This window comes from Neobacillus jeddahensis (assembly GCF_000612625.1).
Classification (GTDB): domain Bacteria; phylum Bacillota; class Bacilli; order Bacillales; family Cytobacillaceae; genus Neobacillus; species Neobacillus jeddahensis.
The window spans coordinates 1-17513 of the sequence record NZ_CCAS010000078.1; the positions used below are offsets into that span (position 1 = coordinate 1).

Annotated in this window: 19 protein-coding genes; 7 read left to right on the forward strand and 12 right to left on the reverse strand. The window is 35.6% G+C overall.

What is annotated here, in order from left to right; all coding sequences use genetic code 11:
• Positions 1–162: 162 nt before the first annotated feature.
• The 10 genes from TY15_RS24470 to TY15_RS20900 form a co-directional block, all read right to left on the reverse strand.
• Positions 163–303, reverse strand: a complete 141-nt coding sequence (locus tag TY15_RS24470; protein ID WP_157042278.1) for a hypothetical protein — start codon at positions 301–303, stop codon at positions 163–165.
• Between the two features lie 170 nt (positions 304–473).
• Complete coding sequence (locus tag TY15_RS23840) at positions 474–1295, reverse strand: AlbA family DNA-binding domain-containing protein (RefSeq protein ID WP_074432850.1); 822 nt, start codon at positions 1293–1295, stop codon at positions 474–476.
• Between the two features lie 317 nt (positions 1296–1612).
• Positions 1613–2128, reverse strand: a complete 516-nt coding sequence (locus tag TY15_RS20870) for a hypothetical protein (protein ID WP_040205331.1) — start codon at positions 2126–2128, stop codon at positions 1613–1615.
• A 547-nt stretch (positions 2129–2675) separates the two neighbouring features.
• Positions 2676–2939 carry a hypothetical protein gene (locus TY15_RS20875; protein ID WP_040205333.1) on the reverse strand — a complete coding sequence of 88 codons (264 nt, stop codon included), beginning with the start codon at positions 2937–2939 and terminating at the stop codon, positions 2676–2678.
• A gap of 497 nt (positions 2940–3436) precedes the next feature.
• The gene (locus tag TY15_RS24475) at positions 3437–3586 is read right to left on the reverse strand and encodes a hypothetical protein (protein WP_157042279.1); all 150 of its coding nucleotides are present in this window, start codon (positions 3584–3586) and stop codon (positions 3437–3439) included.
• A gap of 56 nt (positions 3587–3642) precedes the next feature.
• Entirely contained in the window at positions 3643–4398 is a 756-nt protein-coding gene (locus TY15_RS20880; RefSeq protein WP_040205335.1) for a hypothetical protein, read from the reverse strand.
• A 111-nt stretch (positions 4399–4509) separates the two neighbouring features.
• Positions 4510–5421 (reverse strand): sensor histidine kinase, encoded by a 912-nt coding sequence (locus TY15_RS20885; RefSeq protein ID WP_244440974.1) that lies wholly within the window; start codon positions 5419–5421, stop codon positions 4510–4512.
• A gap of 12 nt (positions 5422–5433) precedes the next feature.
• The gene (locus tag TY15_RS20890; protein WP_040205337.1) at positions 5434–6183 is read right to left on the reverse strand and encodes an ABC transporter permease; all 750 of its coding nucleotides are present in this window, start codon (positions 6181–6183) and stop codon (positions 5434–5436) included.
• Positions 6176–7099 (reverse strand): ABC transporter ATP-binding protein, encoded by a 924-nt coding sequence (locus TY15_RS20895; RefSeq protein ID WP_040205338.1) that lies wholly within the window; start codon positions 7097–7099, stop codon positions 6176–6178. Before TY15_RS20895 ends, TY15_RS20890 begins: the two co-directional genes overlap by 8 nt.
• A complete protein-coding gene (locus TY15_RS20900) occupies positions 7080–7871 on the reverse strand; it encodes a response regulator transcription factor (RefSeq protein ID WP_081799481.1) in 792 nt (263 codons plus the stop codon). The genes TY15_RS20895 and TY15_RS20900 overlap by 20 nt, the downstream gene beginning before the upstream one ends.
• Positions 7872–8213: 342 nt before the next feature.
• Here TY15_RS20900 and TY15_RS20905 point away from each other — a divergent pair, with 342 nt between their 5' ends.
• The 7 genes from TY15_RS20905 to TY15_RS20945 all read left to right on the forward strand — a co-directional run bounded on the left by TY15_RS20905 (position 8214) and on the right by TY15_RS20945 (position 14665).
• Positions 8214–8762, forward strand: a complete 549-nt coding sequence (locus TY15_RS20905; RefSeq protein WP_040205339.1) for a bifunctional transcriptional activator/DNA repair enzyme AdaA — start codon at positions 8214–8216, stop codon at positions 8760–8762.
• Between the two features lie 3 nt (positions 8763–8765).
• Complete coding sequence (locus tag TY15_RS20910; RefSeq protein ID WP_040205341.1) at positions 8766–9665, forward strand: DMT family transporter; 900 nt, start codon at positions 8766–8768, stop codon at positions 9663–9665.
• 878 nt (positions 9666–10543) lie between these two features.
• Positions 10544–11035, forward strand: a complete 492-nt coding sequence (locus TY15_RS20920) for a CBO0543 family protein (RefSeq protein ID WP_040205344.1) — start codon at positions 10544–10546, stop codon at positions 11033–11035.
• Positions 11032–11520 (forward strand): CBO0543 family protein, encoded by a 489-nt coding sequence (locus TY15_RS25275; RefSeq protein WP_040205346.1) that lies wholly within the window; start codon positions 11032–11034, stop codon positions 11518–11520. Before TY15_RS20920 ends, TY15_RS25275 begins: the two co-directional genes overlap by 4 nt.
• Positions 11521–12360: 840 nt before the next feature.
• Complete coding sequence (locus TY15_RS20930) at positions 12361–13380, forward strand: DUF3231 family protein (protein WP_040205349.1); 1020 nt, start codon at positions 12361–12363, stop codon at positions 13378–13380.
• A 99-nt stretch (positions 13381–13479) separates the two neighbouring features.
• The gene (locus TY15_RS20935) at positions 13480–13974 is read left to right on the forward strand and encodes a DUF5683 domain-containing protein (protein ID WP_040205350.1); all 495 of its coding nucleotides are present in this window, start codon (positions 13480–13482) and stop codon (positions 13972–13974) included.
• A gap of 442 nt (positions 13975–14416) precedes the next feature.
• Positions 14417–14665 (forward strand): hypothetical protein, encoded by a 249-nt coding sequence (locus TY15_RS20945; protein ID WP_040205352.1) that lies wholly within the window; start codon positions 14417–14419, stop codon positions 14663–14665.
• Between the two features lie 735 nt (positions 14666–15400).
• Here the strand turns inward: TY15_RS20945 and rlmD are convergent.
• On the reverse strand, positions 15401–16774 hold the full coding sequence (gene rlmD / locus TY15_RS20950; RefSeq protein WP_040205355.1) for a 23S rRNA (uracil(1939)-C(5))-methyltransferase RlmD: 1374 nt from the start codon (positions 16772–16774) through the stop codon (positions 15401–15403).
• Positions 16775–17120: 346 nt separating this feature from the next.
• Positions 17121–17249, reverse strand: coding sequence for a hypothetical protein (locus TY15_RS25215; RefSeq protein WP_262362211.1), 129 nt, complete (start codon positions 17247–17249; stop codon positions 17121–17123).
• Positions 17250–17513: the final 264 nt, after the last annotated feature.

A 17513-nucleotide genomic window follows, 5' to 3' on the forward strand; every position in this document is an offset into this window, starting at 1 on the left:
CAATCATCTAATATTTTTAATAAAAATACTTTAGATTTCTTACAAAAGCTCCCAAACTAAAGTTTAAATGAGCTTCTATCTATTTCAATATTAATTTTGCAACAGCTTCCACATGCGCGGAGTGTATGTGGCAACACATGAGATGCTGGTGGGAAATATTAATTATTTGATTCGATTTCGCTTGGATCTCGAAGGTAGGATGTTAATGACATCAATATAACCGTCATTTTCATGAACTGCATAATTGGATTTTTGTATTGAGGAAACGGTTAAATCAGGATTTAGGATATAATGTACTGCCATTTTTCCTTCCATATCCTTTTCTGTTTAAAAATAATGCTTTGGCATGGAGGCATGATAGAGAAAAATTTCTATCAATCTAAAAATAATGTGCCAGGCGAATACGACTGTCTATTTTTTTATTTTCCATAAAAATTTACCTTTAGCAAAAACAATACAATCTTGTGCCTTACCTACATATTCATTCCTAATGTATCCAGTAAATATAATTTAAAGTTCAAATCTAAGTCAGAATGACCGTATTCGTCCATTTCTAAACGAAGACAATCACTAGATTCAAAACCAAATCTAAAATCATTTACTATTTCAGCTTTTGGAGGAATCTCCAAGCGATAGTCTGCACCTGGTATATGACGGGTATGCCCAAAGAGACGATGTTGAGTACGTAATTTTTGTGTGTCCCACACTTCTAAATAACCCTTATAAACTGTAATTGGGAAATCGGTACAGTTTCTAAAAGAACATTCGAGGGAGGCACAACCACTCTCTGAATCAACAGCTCGTAAGTATTCATCAAGAATATGAATTTCAAATTGCCCTTGCTTATAGAAATAATCGAAATCTGTTCTTGTTGCAAAATCATTTTTACTTCCTCGTCGAATATAACAAAAGCCTTTATGTAGTTTATTAAAGTCTTTTTTAAGTAAGTACGGTTGGCACTTTGGGTCTCTAATTTCAAGTACAGCTAACAAGTGATTTTTATATGTAAGGTAATGTAGCTGACAATCTAACTGTGGCTCAATATTTTCGAAAACTAATTCTTGATAGGTGGCTGCATCAATTGGCTCTGTAATATTAAAAAGCTCTTTTTCTTGTTGAGCTGATTCTTTCACACCAAATGTAATGTATCGTGATCCGTTAACTTTAGCATTCGCCATGGCAATTACATCTTTTAATAAACTATCGTAATTTGCTTTTACATATAGCCCTTTTTTTAAATCTAAATGTTCATTCTCGGTTTGATCAAGTAATTGTTCGAGTAACGTTTTATCCATATTATACCTCCCCTATTATTTTCATTTTACCATTTTAAATAGAGAACTTGCCTTAAAAAGAACGGTGTATACATTAATAGATTCTCCTTAATAATTCGTTTTTTAGGTGCTACTCCTCATAACATTTGGATAAATTCTACAAAAGTTTCGAATTCAAAATAATTCTTTGCTATAACACATGGTTATTAAACTACCAGCAAAATAAAGATGCAAATCAGAAGAAAAAAATCGACCTCAAACCGGTAAAAGAAGGAGGTCGACCTTTATCTCTTAATTTAATTCTGTCCTATTGCAACAAACAGGAATTGCATATCCATTTAAAGAAGGTATTGCTCCTTCCATTTGGCATAAAGATCTCGAAAATGATCCAAAAAATAGTCTCTTTGAAATTGTTCCAAAAAATCAACATCTTGTTGAGTGAAAGACGGAAGATAAATCTTGTAAAACGGTGTTTCATCCATTACACCTGGGGTTTCAAAATCCGAGAAGAAATACATATCAACCATATTGGATAGGATGGCAACTTTAATCGAGTTTTCAACTGAGAAAAACCTTTTGGTTTGTTCGATATGATTGTCTATGTTTTCTTTAATCCCTTTTATTTCGAACAGAATAATTGGTTCGCCTTTTTGGTCGAATAAGACATCACTTTCAGCTTGTTCCCCAATCTCCAGAAATCCAAAAATGCAATGATATGGATTTTTCATATCCCAACCTAATTCATCCAACAATTGCCAGAATAGTTGATATTTAACGTTCGATTTACCTTCGAAATGTAGTTGATAGGAATCCCTCTTGTCATTAATGTGAATAATTAAATCATTTGTTTTCATGAAATCGCCTCATTTTCTTTAATTGTTATTCTCCTTATTTTAGATTGGCTCTCCTTAAAGATAACCATTTTGATTAACCAACACGTTCGAGACCTTACTAATCCATTTGATTACTTCCTCTTTGGTCATTAATTAAGTTAGAGCATATGTACAAGCGTTGAATCCTCATTTCTATGCTTAACTCTATGTTTTGATTTTATTTGGAATAGAGGTCTAATAGGTTGCCTGGCAAGTCACATAAAACTATTTTTTAATCTATCATTCTAATATTTCTTCCTTCTTCCATGATGGAGGAACGAGTCAGGCAAAGAAAGGGACAGCGACTGAATAATGAACAGGAGTTACCTATGACCTTACCGGGCAAGGATTGAATAGGAAAAGAGTGAATAGAACCAATTGGATTGAAATCTTGTTGGAAATAGGAGTGAACCATTACCAGAACTATGATTGGAATCCAACTAGATTTATCCATAAAAATTCCGAAGACCGCCGGAAAAGAGCTGAAGAAACCTTTGGAATTGGAACATTTTTTTATTGCTGAGATATATCAGTAAACTTCATTTTCTAATTCATCACTCCAAGTTTGAAAGTATCCATCACCAATAATTTCAAGCACATTTGAATCTTCTTCTGGCTCTACGCCCCACCATCTTGATTCTGTGATAACTTCACCATCTAAAGTTTCGATTGTGATTTGTGTTTGAGTGTAGGCAACACCTTCTTCTGCAATTCTTTTTGCCTCATCTATTTCATTTACTTCCACAATTAGATTTCCAGCACCAGTATGATAATTTATAAAATACTTTTCCATTTGAGTATCTCCTTTAAAGTATAGTTTTGATTTTCAATCATTTTGAGCAACTATTGATTTACTCTATGATCCTATTTTATATACTCACTGATGTTAAAAGGTTGCCTACCAAGTCACATCGTACAAAGGATTGGACAGATATTGAGCATAAGAAATAGACTGGACCCGTATTGGATCCAGCCTGGATTTGTATTGATTTTGTGATTAAAAAACCGATTGAATTGATATCGGAACTACCCGTTGCACTTCCCACTTCCTTTGCCGTTTGGATACCAACTATTTAGCAGTAGGTACTGACTTTTTAGCTTAGGGAAGAAGAAAGTGGCGGTGGGATATTATAGTCCCCCCAAAAAAAATTAAGTTCCAAAGCCGCTCCATCCCCTTCAATCGCTTCTCCTGCAAGGGCTCACTCCCTATTCACCGGTTTACTCTGAATTCCTTCATAAAATAAAGTTGAATAGTGACTAAAAAAGAAATGCGTTACATTGACGCTTCTATTATCGGCTCTCCCCTTGCCGCAATCTTAATTTCTGTATAATAATAAAAACCAAGATTAATGGTAAAGCATACAATGGAGCAAAACTAAAGACCAGAATAACCAAAGCTCCATAAAATTCTTTATTTTCAGTGTATTTAGGTATTTTCATATTAAGCCCCCTAATATTATTTATTTACAAAATAAGCTAATCCTTTAGAAATTAATTCAACTTAAACTATTTGTTAATGTTCGATAGTACAAATAGGCAATTATTAGGACTATTGGTATCGCCCACTTAAATGCTCGACGGCTAGGCTTAGGACAATTCTGTAGCACTCTGATTCCAAGCGGAAGGAATGCGATGCAAAGGAATAACGTGTCAGTAAATGATTTTATATCGGTACCTTTGAGGACACCACTATTGTGATTAGACATAGCCGCAAGGGCAAATGCACTAAACCATCCAAGAGTACCTGAAAGGTAAGCTCCAATTCCGAGAACAATCCAACCATAATTATCAGCAAATACAAGCGGATACAATACATACCATGCTGTATAGGAATCTTTAACAGCATGAGTTGCCATCTCCAGATTCTGTACATCCACCAATTGAAAAGCCTGATGGTTCACTCCTTCATGAAAAAGTCTTACAAATAAGCCAATAATGGCCAAAGTACCTCCCCATTTAGCCCAACCTGGTTTTTTCTCTCCAATCATATTGGTTAGAGTGAAAATTGCCGGCCACATAAGGATGAAACTCAAAGTAAAGCAGCTATAGGATATTGTCATAAGAACTGGATGCTCTGCATAGCCCTGAAGCTGATAAGGAAAGTAATAATTGTACTTTATCTTAAAAAACTCACCTATTAAAAGTAGAATAGGGCTAATGATCATCGAAATTCCACCGAACCAAGGTCCAGGAAAGGAAAAGCTAGATTTTTTCTCTTCTACACTTATATTTTCTTTCTTCTCTAAATCCATCGTTTATCCTCCTTTTCAAACCGTAATAAGCCCATTTTTCATAACAATTATTTTCTCCGATGATAAGATTTTTATCCTTGATTAACGGATAATATACAAGGTATTCGAAAACTAAGGCTTTATTTTCCACTTACATTTCATATATAATTGCTCGTCCTTTAATTCAGCAGTAATATCGCCATTCATTTTTTGCATTAAACTTTTAGTAATGGATAATCCAAGTCCCGTGCCTTTTCCTTTTCTTGCTTGGTCTGCTTTATAAAAGCGATTAAATAAGTAAAAAAGGTCTTCTTCCTTTAGCTCGGAAGCAGGATTAATAACCGTTAGTTCAGCATAGGACGGAGTTTTATTCAAGTTGATTGCTACATTGCCACTTGAATGTTTTATAGCGTTTATCGTCAAATTTTCTATTACTCGCTTTACAGCTGATGAGTTTCCTATAATCCATACTTCATTTTCCGAAATGTTGATAGAAGGCTCTATATTCTTTTTATTAAATTCTTCATAAAAGCCAACCAAGACCTCCAGAACCATATCATTTAATTTAATTGAATCCATCTTTAATGAATATTCCGCTGATTCTATCATGGATAACTCCAAAAAATCTTCTAGTAAACCTTTTAACCTTAATGCCCCAGTTTTTATAATCATGATATATTCTTTACTTTTTTCTTGCGTTAAATCTTCATTCTCTAAGAATTGAATATAACCAAGAATAGAAGTCATCGGTGTACGAATATCATGTGACATATTTAAAATTGCCTGCCTTAATTCATTCTCTGTTCTCCTCTTTTGTGCATTTGCCACTTTGGTTTCATCTATTTGAACATTAATTTCCTTGGCTAGTTTCTCAAAATCCGTGTCATAAAAAGCTAGATTAATTTTCGTATCTGCTTTATGTTGGTGTCTTTCAAGTAACTGATCAGTAACACTTCGTATTTCTTTTTTTAGGAGAATGAAGCGGGACAGGAAAAATAATGCAAAGGCAACTGAAAGTACGGTCAAATATAACATTTTCCCCATCAGTCCGTTCGTCTATTTTATTTCTTTTTTTATAAAGAGGAGACTACCTAAAAGACCAAAAATTCCATAAGTGATTATTGGAACAATAATCATTTTATTCATGCCACCGTTCATAAAGGTATCAACATTTACAATTTTAAGTAATAAGTCAAAAATAGAGTATTTTAATACTAATTCAAATATTGGAATCAACGTACTTAAACCGTATAAAATACCATCAAATAATAAAAAGAATAAAAGCATAAAGGCAATTGCTTTTCCACTCTCCGTTAAAATCGTCGCTAACAAAGCCATCAGAGATGAAAATGAAGCTGCGTATAGGATAGTTAATCCTATTGTTTTAACAAAATAACCTAATTCAGGCATATCATGAAAACCAGAATATAAAGCACTTGCACCTGTCATTACGATTGGTAGGATTAGTGAAATAATTATCGCTCCAATTGAAAAAACCATTAATTTTGCAAAATAGATTCGGAATCTACTGTTGCCAGAAGCCCCAATATTTTTCATTGTTCCAAATGAATATTCATTTGAGATAAAAAATCCAGCTAATATACATGGAGCTAGCTTTATCACATAGTTATTTCCATTGAGTACGGTGGACTGATAGAAATCACTAATTTTTATCAAACCCGCTCCTTCGTCAAAAACGATTAATAAAGGATAGCAGATACTTACAATAACCAAAAGTATTGTAAGCAACAAGAAAGATCGATCCTTTTTCAGCTTATACAACTCAGATTTGAAAAGATTACCCATGATGAATACCCCCTATACGTTTCATAAAGTAAGACTCCAGATCTTGTCCCATCGGCATAAGTTCCTCTATAACCAGATTCTCATTTACAAGTATGGAGGATACTTTTCCTGACTCATCAATAGAATCAAATAACTTTATTACTCCATTGGGCATAACTTCAAAATCATTTGTTTTAAGCCTAGTTTCGATAATTGTAGCAGCTTTTTCCGTATTATCTACTTTAATATGCAAGTATTGCTTACATTTAGCATTTAGCTCATCTAAAGTCAATTGCTCCAATAAGTTCCCTTTATGAATAATCCCATAATGGGTTGCAAGCAAATATAACTCACTCAATATATGGCTGGATATTAAAATAGTAATACCATATTCCTGATTAAGCCTTTTCAATAGCTCTCTTATCTCCACTACCCCCATGGGATCAAGACCGTTGATAGGTTCATCGAGAATTAAAAATTCAGGATCACCAAGTAAAGTGATTGCTATCCCCAGCCTTTGTTTCATACCTAGAGAAAAGTTCTTTGCCTTTTTTTTGCCTGTATCCTGAAGTCCCACTAATGCGAGTGTTTTTTCTACACACTCTTTCCCCGGAATCCCTTTTAACAGTCGATGTGCTTCTAAGTTTTCAGCAGCGGTCATGTGCGGATATAATGCAGGCCCTTCAATAATTGTCCCCATCCTTTTCCTAGCCTTGATTAGTTCTTGTCCATTGTTATATCCAAATAATTCGACTGTTCCTGAAGTTTTATCAGCTAAACCCGAAACAATTCGTATTAAGGTAGACTTTCCAGCACCATTTTGTCCAATAAACCCATAAATGGCCCCCTTTTTAATGGAAAGATTTACTTTATTTAAAGCAACTTGATTTTTAAACTTTTTTGATAAATTATTCACTTTAAGTACATAATCGCTCATTTCTTTCCCTCCTTAATGTTATGCTTTTTAGTTTAACCAGCAAATCATAAGGAAGTCTTAAGCTAATTCTTAAGAAAACCAAAGTTTTTAATCGGTACCCCATTCCCCATATTGTTTCGATATAATCTTGGTCCGGGTTAGCCTTTGCTAGCTTACTTCTTAAATTACTCATATGAACATTAATCGTATTATCATCTCCATGGAATTCCTCATTCCATACGCTTTCAAATACATTTGCCTTTGTAAATACCTTTTTTGGAGATTGTAATAAAAGTAATAAAATTTGGTATTCACGTGTGGTTAATGGAAGAGCTATTCCATTTACGGTTGCTATCTTTGCTTCCATATCAACAGAAATATCTTTATGCTTTAGCTCTTTCTGTTGAGTAGGTTGCATCGACAGTCGATATCTTCTTAAATTGGATTCAATCCTTGCCGAAACTTCCTCATTATCAAAGGGCTTTGTTATATAATCATCTGCTCCAGTTCTTAAAGCATCAATTTTAGTTTGTTGCTCTAGTTTTGCTGAAATAATAATGACAGGAATAGGATTTTCTTTGCTTATTTTTGCAAGTATTTCTTCTCCAGACTTTCCGGGTAACATTAAATCTAGCAATACCAGGTCCAGAGTATTATTTTGCAAATAAATTAATGCTTCTGTTCCAGAATATGCAGGTTGTGGAATATACCCACTTTTTTTAACAATGTTACATAATAATTGATTTATGTCGTTATCATCTTCAACAACCAGAATTTTTATTTGTTTTTCCACTTTTTCTTCACCTTCTATTTTGTATAGTTTTAACTACAATTATTATTAAATCTTCCAAGTTCTAAATTAACAATAAAAGAGAGAAAAATAAATTAAAGAAAAATTTAAGGATTAGTACAATACGATTGGAAACTCCACGGAATAGGACTGGAGGCATCTTAGATAATACAGTGAGGAAAGCAACTAGATATTTGATAAAAGGCTACTATAACGAAAGATTTACGCCATATTCAATAAAAATCCACAAATTGTTGGGTAAACGAAAATTAGAGAGCAAGAAACCGATTGAGTAACTATCTTTAATATTGCTATGATGTCCATAGTGTTAAGTGAGGTGTAGGAATGATCTTTCTAAACGAAGAGATTATGTGGGATGCTGTCGTTCATTGTAAAAAGGAATACGACGGGACTTTCTTTTATGCAGTAAGGTCCACAGGGATATGTTGTAAACCTTCTTTTAAATCAAAAATTCCTTTGAAAGACAATATCACGTTTTATAGTTCTGTTTCTAAGGCAATTGCAGATGGATACCGCCCTTGCAAAAGGTGTCGTCCTAACATTTTACAAACAAACGAAGAAGAGATCGTGCAGTCGGTTAAACAATTTATTGAGAACGAGTATCACCAGACCTTAACTTTAGAACAAATGTCCTTGTATAGCGGTGTTAGCAAGTATCATCTTCAACGGGTGTTCAAAAAAAATTTGGAGATGTCCCCATTGAAGTATGTCCTAAAGTTGCGAATGGATGAAGCAAAAGTTCTTCTTCAAATGACCGGACAAACTGTAACAGAAATTGCTCATGGCCTTGGATATACAAGCTCGGTTCATTTCTCGAGTGTATTCCGTCAGCAAACGGGTTATACACCATCAGAATATAGAATACGGAGGTAAATTATGAATGTAAAAAATATACTAGCTTTATTAGGGCTTGCAGGGCTATGGGGAGCTTCATTTCTATTTATACGCATTGCATCACCCGTATTAGGGCCCTTTTTGACAATTCAGGTAAGAGTCACTTTAGCGGTACTGACTTTGATATTATACATGATCGCCACGAGACAGTCTGCACAATTTCGACGGATGTGGAAACAATTTTTAATAATTGGGACATTAAATGCTGTTATTCCCTTTACCCTTATTGCTTTCTCTGCTTTGTATCTGCCAGCTTCTCTGTCAGCCGTTCTTAATTCCCTAACACCATTGTTCACTGCTCTAGTTGTATGGGGATGGATGAAGGAATCTTTGAGTTTACGAAAGTTCGTTGGAATTATAATGGGGGCATTTGGAGTTTTCATCTTAGTTGGTTGGAGTTCTGTTCCATTTACAACTGAAACACAAATTGCTGTTTGTCTTGCGATCTTATCAACTATTTCATACGGTATTGCTGGAGTGTACGCAAAGAAGGCATTTTCGGGAATTTCGCCGCTTGCATTGGCTACAGGACAACAAGCTGGGGCATCTCTTCTATTACTACCATTTACACTGACGCATTTACCTTCCACTATAAATTCTATATCGGCTGCTGCTGTTTGGTCTGTTTTCGGGTTAGCAATATTTTGTACAGCTATTGCATATTTGTTATATTTTTATCTAATTGACAGTGTAGGGCCAACCAAGACATTAAGTGTAACATTTCTTATCCCTGTATTCGGGATAGCTTGGGGTAGTCTTTTTCTACATGAACAAATAACAGCAGGAATAATAGTAGGGCTTCTTGTTATCTTAGCAAGTGTGTTTTTGATTTCAAATATTCGTGTACAAACACTGGCTTCAGGAAAACAAATGTCTAAATAAGGGATCTTTCTTTAATTGATTTTCTATTCGAAGGTGACTAATAATTAGAGGAACTAACTAGAAGAGAAATTGGACAAGTAAATGTATTATACATGTCTTTTTTCTTTACTCTTCTTTTCCTTCTCTCTACTATATGCCCCTGCCTTTTAGTTCTCCCCTCCCTCTTACTCTCCTCAAACCCTTGCGGCTCTAAGATCAAACCCTCATATCTGGCCTTTTTCCTTCCCTCCATTATGTTATTAAGTTCTTCCCCAAAACCCCCGAAAATGACCTAAAATCAACCTTCTGTATTGCATAGAATATTCAGATAATGTTAAAGAGTTCTTCCCTTAATAGACGAAAGATTCCGGAGAAAAGAAAGGAATGTCCCCATCGAATAATTACGTACCACCACCCGTTCCATTTTCTCTTATAAAAAAATTACGTTCCATAGTAGACGAAAACTTCACCTGATTTGCTCCACTTAAATGAGCTGAAAAAAGATTGGACATCTTGGAATCTATTATCTGAGGAAACCAACTAAAGAGTCCAGAACCCCCACTGGACAAAGGATTGGGAACATTAATTTTATTTAAGGAACGCTTTTTTTATTTAAGGAACCTTAATTTTATATAGGGACACAGTAGACTTATGCTATGAGATGAAGAGTTATGTCCTGTTACGAATTATATACTTCTAATATAGTTGCAATAACATGGATACTGTAAAGTTTGTGAAATGATGTTCTTTACGCTAAAGATGCAGTTTAGTTCAATAAAGGATAGTAGGAATTGACTTGGATATAATAATTAAAAAGGAAGAAAAAGGATGACTTTTTTTAAAAAAGTTGAATGAGGAAAAGGTAAAAATAAAAATTCTTCTTAAGGGTGTTTCTTAAAATGAATCTTGAGAGATTGTTTCTAATCTGCTTTTCTATGTTATGTATTTTTGCGGTAATAAAATTAGTCCCAAAAGATAAATCAAGAGACGCATGGGTATTATTCTTGGTTCTTCAAGTTGTAACTTGGCCTGCAGGTTTATTTGCTGTTGAAAAAGGATGGATTGAATATCCCACACAATTACTACCTCAGGCAAATATGTATAACAAGACAAGTTTCTCGTTTGAGTTTTTCTTATTTCCAACAGTTGCAATTTTTTTTAGCTTATATTTTCCATATAAGCTAAAAAAGGTTAACGTTCTTTTATATTACCTGTGTTTTTCGGGTTTTTTCACATTTTTTGAAGTAATACTTGAGAAGTATACTACACTGGTGGAATATGACGAGTGGAAGTGGTATTGGACTTTAATAACTGTCATTATTTCATTATACATTAATCATAAATACTATCTTTGGTATAGAAAATGGCTAATAAGGGTTGATTATAAATGAACAAAGAAATTCTGATATTATTGTTATCATGGCTAATTTCAATCATCGTATTGATAAAATTTGTACCGATAGACCGCAAAAGAATTGCTCACATAACATTTTTATTTGGACATGGTATTGCATGGATCTATCAATATGTTCAATTGTTATTTAACTTGGTGGAATTTCCATATAGAGAATTTGAGTATGCAACTAAAATGAGTTTCTCTTTATACTATCTTACCTATCCAACCTTTGGAGTCTTATTTATTATGTTTTATCCCGCAAATAAAGGGAGGCAAAGAATAATCATTCATTATTTGATTTTTACTATTGCTATAACAACTTATGCTTTTTTTATCGAAAATTATAGTTCACTTTCCTATTGGAAGAGTTGGAATATATATAGTGGGTTATTAAGTAATTTAATTATCATTTATGTAATAAAAAAATTTGTATTCTGGTTCCAAAAAGGACTATTTAAGTTCAATTGTGAGAATGAATAATTTATTGCTCTTATCTAAAAAATGTAAATAATTGCACTTAAACTATAGGGTGCATTGATCTAAGAAGGATTAACGCACTTTTTGTTGAAGTTATTAAACTAATGAAGCAGGTTAGAAAAAAAATAATTGAACTATTCCCCTGCTAAAATGTCCTTCCCTCCCCTCAAATCCTTGTGGATCTAAGCCTCACCCTCTTATCTCGCCTTTTTTTTTCATTCCATTCTGCTACATAGTTCTTCCCCAAAATCCCCATTTTCGCCCTCTTTTTTCCGTTCTAGATTGTATCGAGTATTCGGATAATTGTATTAAGTTGGTACCAGAATGGAGATAAGAATCGGGAGAAAAGACGGAAAACAAAGCCATTTTGGGACGGTTATATGGTTAGGAAACACACTGAATAGAGATTGGAAATCCTACGGATTTATAGATTAGGAAAACGGCTGAACCCCTTATTGGACAAGGGATTGAAGTGATATTGAATAAATGAAATGGGACGAAGTCCTACTGGACCCGCCCCGAATTTTGATTAAAAAAACCGATTGAATACATATTTATCTGTCCGCTGCTCTTCCTGATTCCTTTGTCGTTTGGATACCAACTATTTAGCATTGCATTGGGTACCAACTTTTTAGCACGGGGAAGAAGAAAGTAACAGGGAGATAGTACATAATAGACTATCCGCCAGTATTCCCGATTCCCTTCCCGTTTGGATACCAACTTATTTAGCAGTCGATACCGACTTTTTTGCGTTGGGAAGAGCAGAGTATTAGCTTTATACATACTTGGGGGAACATCGGGAAAAATAAAGAGAATAAGTATTATTATCGGAGGATTATGTTGATGGAGAATGGTAAGCAGATAAGGATAACATCAGTGGAAATTGCACAACTTTGGTCACAATATTTGAACGATAGCGGAAGTTTATGTATTCTTGCATATTTTTTAGAAAAGGCTGAAGATGAAGAGATTAAGCCTGTCATCGAATATGCTTTAGAACTCTCAAAAAAACATATAGAAAAGTTAGTTTCTATTTTTACTGAGGAAAAATACGCAATCCCACACGGTTTTAAAATAGAGCAAGATGTCGATTTAACTGCACCTAGATTATATTCCGACAATTATGTATTAAACTTTATTCATCAAATGTCTATGATTGGACTTACAACCTACTCGGCTAGTTTATCAGGGTCTACGAGAGCTGACATTACAGATTTCTATACGGATTGTATATCTGAAACCATGCAATTATTTAGAATGGCGAAAGACTTGCTCTTGTCAAAAGGACTTTATTTAAGGTCTCCATATCTGCCGAATTTAGAAAGAACAGATTTTGTGAAAAAGCAGCGTTTTGTATGGGATCTTATTGGTGAAAAACGACCCTTAGTAGCTTCTGAAATATCCAACCTTTTTGCAAACATCCAAAGAAATGCTTTAGGAGCAGCAACTTTGGCGGGGTTTTGCCAGGTTGCTCAGGATAAACAAGTAAAACAATTCTGTGTTAGAGGAATTGAAATTGCCAAAAAGCACATTAAATTATTTGGGACCAAATTTGAAGAAAGTTACCTTCCAGTTCCCACGACTTGGGCAACAGAAATCACGAATAGCACTGTTTATACTTTTTCGGATAAACTAATGATGTTCTTTACAGCAGCATTAATCGGGTTGAGTATTGGATATTATGGAACAGGAATCGCTCAAAGTCCCAGACTGGATATAGGAGTAATGTATAACAGATTAATGGCAGAAATCCAATTATATTCTGAGGATGGCTCCAATATCATGATAAAAAATGAATGGCTAGAACAGCCTCCTATTGCATCAGACAGAGATGAGTTAGCCAAAGCTAATCTTAATAGCTGATTTCAAAAGGGAGGTCATGCACCTTCCTTTTTTTAGAAGCAATTATTGGTTAAACAAAATACAGTCTGATGTAGAAGGGCATATGGGGTGAAATTTACGATGAAAAATAGATATAAATCCCCTTGGTCGGCTTTGTTATGGTCATTTGTTTTACCTGGATTTGGTCAATTTTACAATGGCCAACTCTTTATAGGTTTTGTCTTAATGGTTTTGGAGGTTTTGATTAATTACAGTTCTAATCTAAATATGGCAATTTACCATACTTTCAGGGGGGAGCTGCATCAGGCACATAAGGTTGTTCATTACAATTGGGGATTATTTTATCCTTCCCTTTGGGGTTACGGCATGTGGCAAGCATACAATCAAGCAATTTGTATAAACGATACTCTAAGAGAAAATGGGATAAATGAACCTCTCAAAAAGGCTAAATTCACAGGAATGCTTTTCGGATCAGTTGCAGGAATGGTTATGGGGCTATTTTTTCAATTTATTTTTATTAGCCCAGTTTACACTGGTCTTGTAATTGGGGTAATTGGAGCGATTTTTGGTCATCTGTTGGAAAAGATTATTTATAAAATAATCAGCAGGCAGTGATTAGAAATCAACAACTAAACAAGCCAGATGGCGGAGCAAAGGCTCTTGCTTTCTTTTGTATGACCCAAAAATAAACGAAATAAATCTAGGGCACCCAAGACATTTTGAGACTTTTCTTTTATTGATTCAGTAATTGAGAAAAACGACTTTTTTCTTTTCTCTTCATTTTTCTTTCCTCTACTGTATTCACCTGCTAAAAATGTCCTTCCCCGTCCTTCTCTCCCTCTCACTCCCCTCAAACCCTTGCGGTTCTAAGACCAACCCCTCATATCTGGCCTTTTTCCTTCCCTCCATTATGTTATTAAGTTCTTCCCCAAAACCCCCGAAAATGACCTAAAATCAGCCTTCTGTATTGCGTAGAATATTCAGATAATGTTAAAGAGTTGGTATCGATAATAGAAAGAAGATCAGGAGAAAAGAAAGGAAATGCAGCAATTCCTAGGTGGCATTACAGTTAGGAAACATACTGAATAGAGATTGGAAATCCTACGAATTTGCGGATTGGGTAAACGATTGGAACCCTGACTGGACAAGGGATTGGAGAGAAATTGAGCAAAAGAAAAAGACTGAACCCGTATTGAATCCAGCCTGGATTTGTATTGTTTTTATGATTAAAAAACCGATTGAATACATATCGGAACTACCCGCTGCACTTCCCGATTCCTTTGCCGTTTGGATACCAACTATTTAACAGTAGGTACCGACTTTTTAGCATGGGGAAGAAGAAAGTGGCGGGGAGATAATATCTTAGCCCTTCTTACATTAGCCTGCTCTACAGTTACACACTTTATTAAATTTCATCGTAAATCTACACCGTATACAGATTCTTATCTCTCATACTCCCAATTATGGATGTAATATTACAAACTAAACTTTATTTCTTCTCTCTCCTATGTATAACCCAAATAAACCCTTCTCAAATCCCCCGTCTCAAACCCGCATTCCACCGTTCCAGTTAAAATAAAGATTTCCGACAGAACCCCAATTCAGACCAATTTCCAATTCAAAAATGGCCGTTTTTCCGCCCTTTTTTCCGCATTTTTTCACGTTTTTTCGGTAGTTAAAATAAAGTCTTCCGATAATGGAAGAAGAATAAATGGAGAAAAGAATAGTGGAAAGAAGAAAAAAGCCTTGAGAAAAGAACGATTTACTCCGGAAAGACCTTCTGTTTCTTGTTGAATCGCTGTCAGAAAAAAATATTGAAAAATCCTGAATTGGTAAGGGATTGAGCAGGATTAAGTTAGGATAAAACTATTGAAAATATATTGATTTTCTATTGCATTATACCAGAAAAAATCCCGGATTCCTATTGAGGAAAAACCGGGATCATATTGAATCAGGACTGAAAATCGGAAATGTTTATTTTAACGAAAATCGGTCCTGAATCGGAAATTTCTATTTTGGTTCGGAAGTGTTTATTTTTGGGTTACATTTTTAAAACTAACTGTGAAATGCACTCCACATGTGTCGTATGCGGAAACATATCTACCGGCTGCACCTCAACCGCTTTATAGCCGCCATCCTCTAGGATCCGTAAATCCCGTGCTAATGTTGCTGGATTACATGACACATAAACCACTTTCTTCGGTTTCATCTCAATAATCGTATTCAACAACGCTTCGTCACAGCCTTTACGCGGTGGATCCACCACCAAGACATCAGCAGCATTGCCATCCATATACCACTTTGGTATAACAACCTCCGCTTCACCTGCTGTAAATTCCGCATTCGTCAGTCCGTTCAACTCCGCATTCCGCTTCGCATCGTCTATCGCTTCTGAAACGACCTCAACCCCGAAGACCTTCTTTGCCCGCTGTGCCAAAAATAATGAAATCGTCCCGATTCCACAATAAGCATCAATGACCGATTCCTCACCGCTTAAACCCGCATACTCTAGGGCTTTATCATATAAAACCTTCGTTTGAACCGGATTCACCTGGTAAAATGATAAGGCCGAAATCGCAAATTTCACATCACCAATATAATCATAGATGACCTCTGCACCCCAAAGCACCTTCGTTTTGTCGCCAAGGATCACATTCGTGCGCTTGTTATTGACGTTATGAACGATCGACTTTACCTTTGGAAGACGGGTCACCAATTCCTCGACCAATTGATTCTTCTGCGGAAGATCAGCCGTTCTTGTGACGATGACAACCATCAACTCCCCAGACTTCAACCCGTAACGAGCCATAATATGTCGTAGTACACCTGTATGCTTTTCTTCATTATAGGAAGGAATGCCAAGTTTCGTACAAATCTCCTTTACCGCTTGCACTGCTTCATTTATTTCCGGCAGTTGGATCAAGCTTTCATTGGTTTCAACGATTTCATGGCTCCGTGGCTTAAAGAAACCAGCAATCAGCTTGCCATCCTTTTCTCCGACCGGCACCTGCGCCTTGTTGCGGTAATGCCATGGCTCGTCCATACCTAAAATCGGATGTACAATCACATCCTCTAATTTTCCGATTCGAGTTAGCACTTGTCTGACTTGGTTTTCCTTATATTTCAGTTGACCTTCATAACTAATATGCTCAAGCTGACAGCCGCCGTATTTGTGGCTCTCACTGCTGGCGATATCGACGCGATTTGGACTTTTTTCATACAGTTCAATCAAGCGCCCGAAGCCATAACCTTTTCCTGTCTTAATTACCTTTACTTTTGCCTTTTCACCCGGCAAACCATTGGGGACAAACAGCGGGTAGCCATCGACCTTGGCCACGCCTGCCCCGTCATGGGTTAAATCTTCAAATACTACATCTATATAATCATTTTTACTTACTGGAATTATTTTGCTCATTTTGTTCGTCCTTTTCTCCAATTTAGCTAGAAAAATTGTAACATAGATTCGATTGGAATACGAAATGCACCTTGAGATTATTTCGCTTCCGCCAAATGATGCAGCTATTTGAAGCCAAAGCTCATCATTATTGACCGCTTTTTGGATTTATTAACCACTTTTTCCTTTTTATCGACCGCTTGGTTTCAAAAAATGGCTCTCTGACATTGGGTTCAAGCTCAAGCATTCCATTTATGAGATCGTGCCCTCCATTTTGGCTTTGATTGCTGCCTAAACTCTATTCAAATACCAGTTTTCATCAAACCTTCCCAAAAACCTCTCACTTATCGAACGTTTTCCATCTTTATCAAGAACCAGTTCCCCCACTCTCGCGATTTATCAACCACTTTTCCTCCTTTATCGACCGCTTTTTGGATTTATCAACCACTTTCTCCTTTTTATCGACCGCTTTACCACGTTTATCAACCGCTTTCAAAAAATGGCTCTCAAATATCCCATTTATGAGATCATGCCCTCCATTTTGGCTTTGATCGCTGCCTAAACTCTATTCAAATACCAGTTTTCATCAAACCTTCCCAAAAATCTCTCACTTATCGCACGATTTCCATCTTAATCAAGAACCCGTTCCCCCGCTCTCGCGATTTATCAACCACTTTTCCATTTCCGCTAAACCCTTTCTGAACTCTCATTTTATCCACCACCTGCTGAATTCCCGCCAACCTCTAGATTAACTTCCACC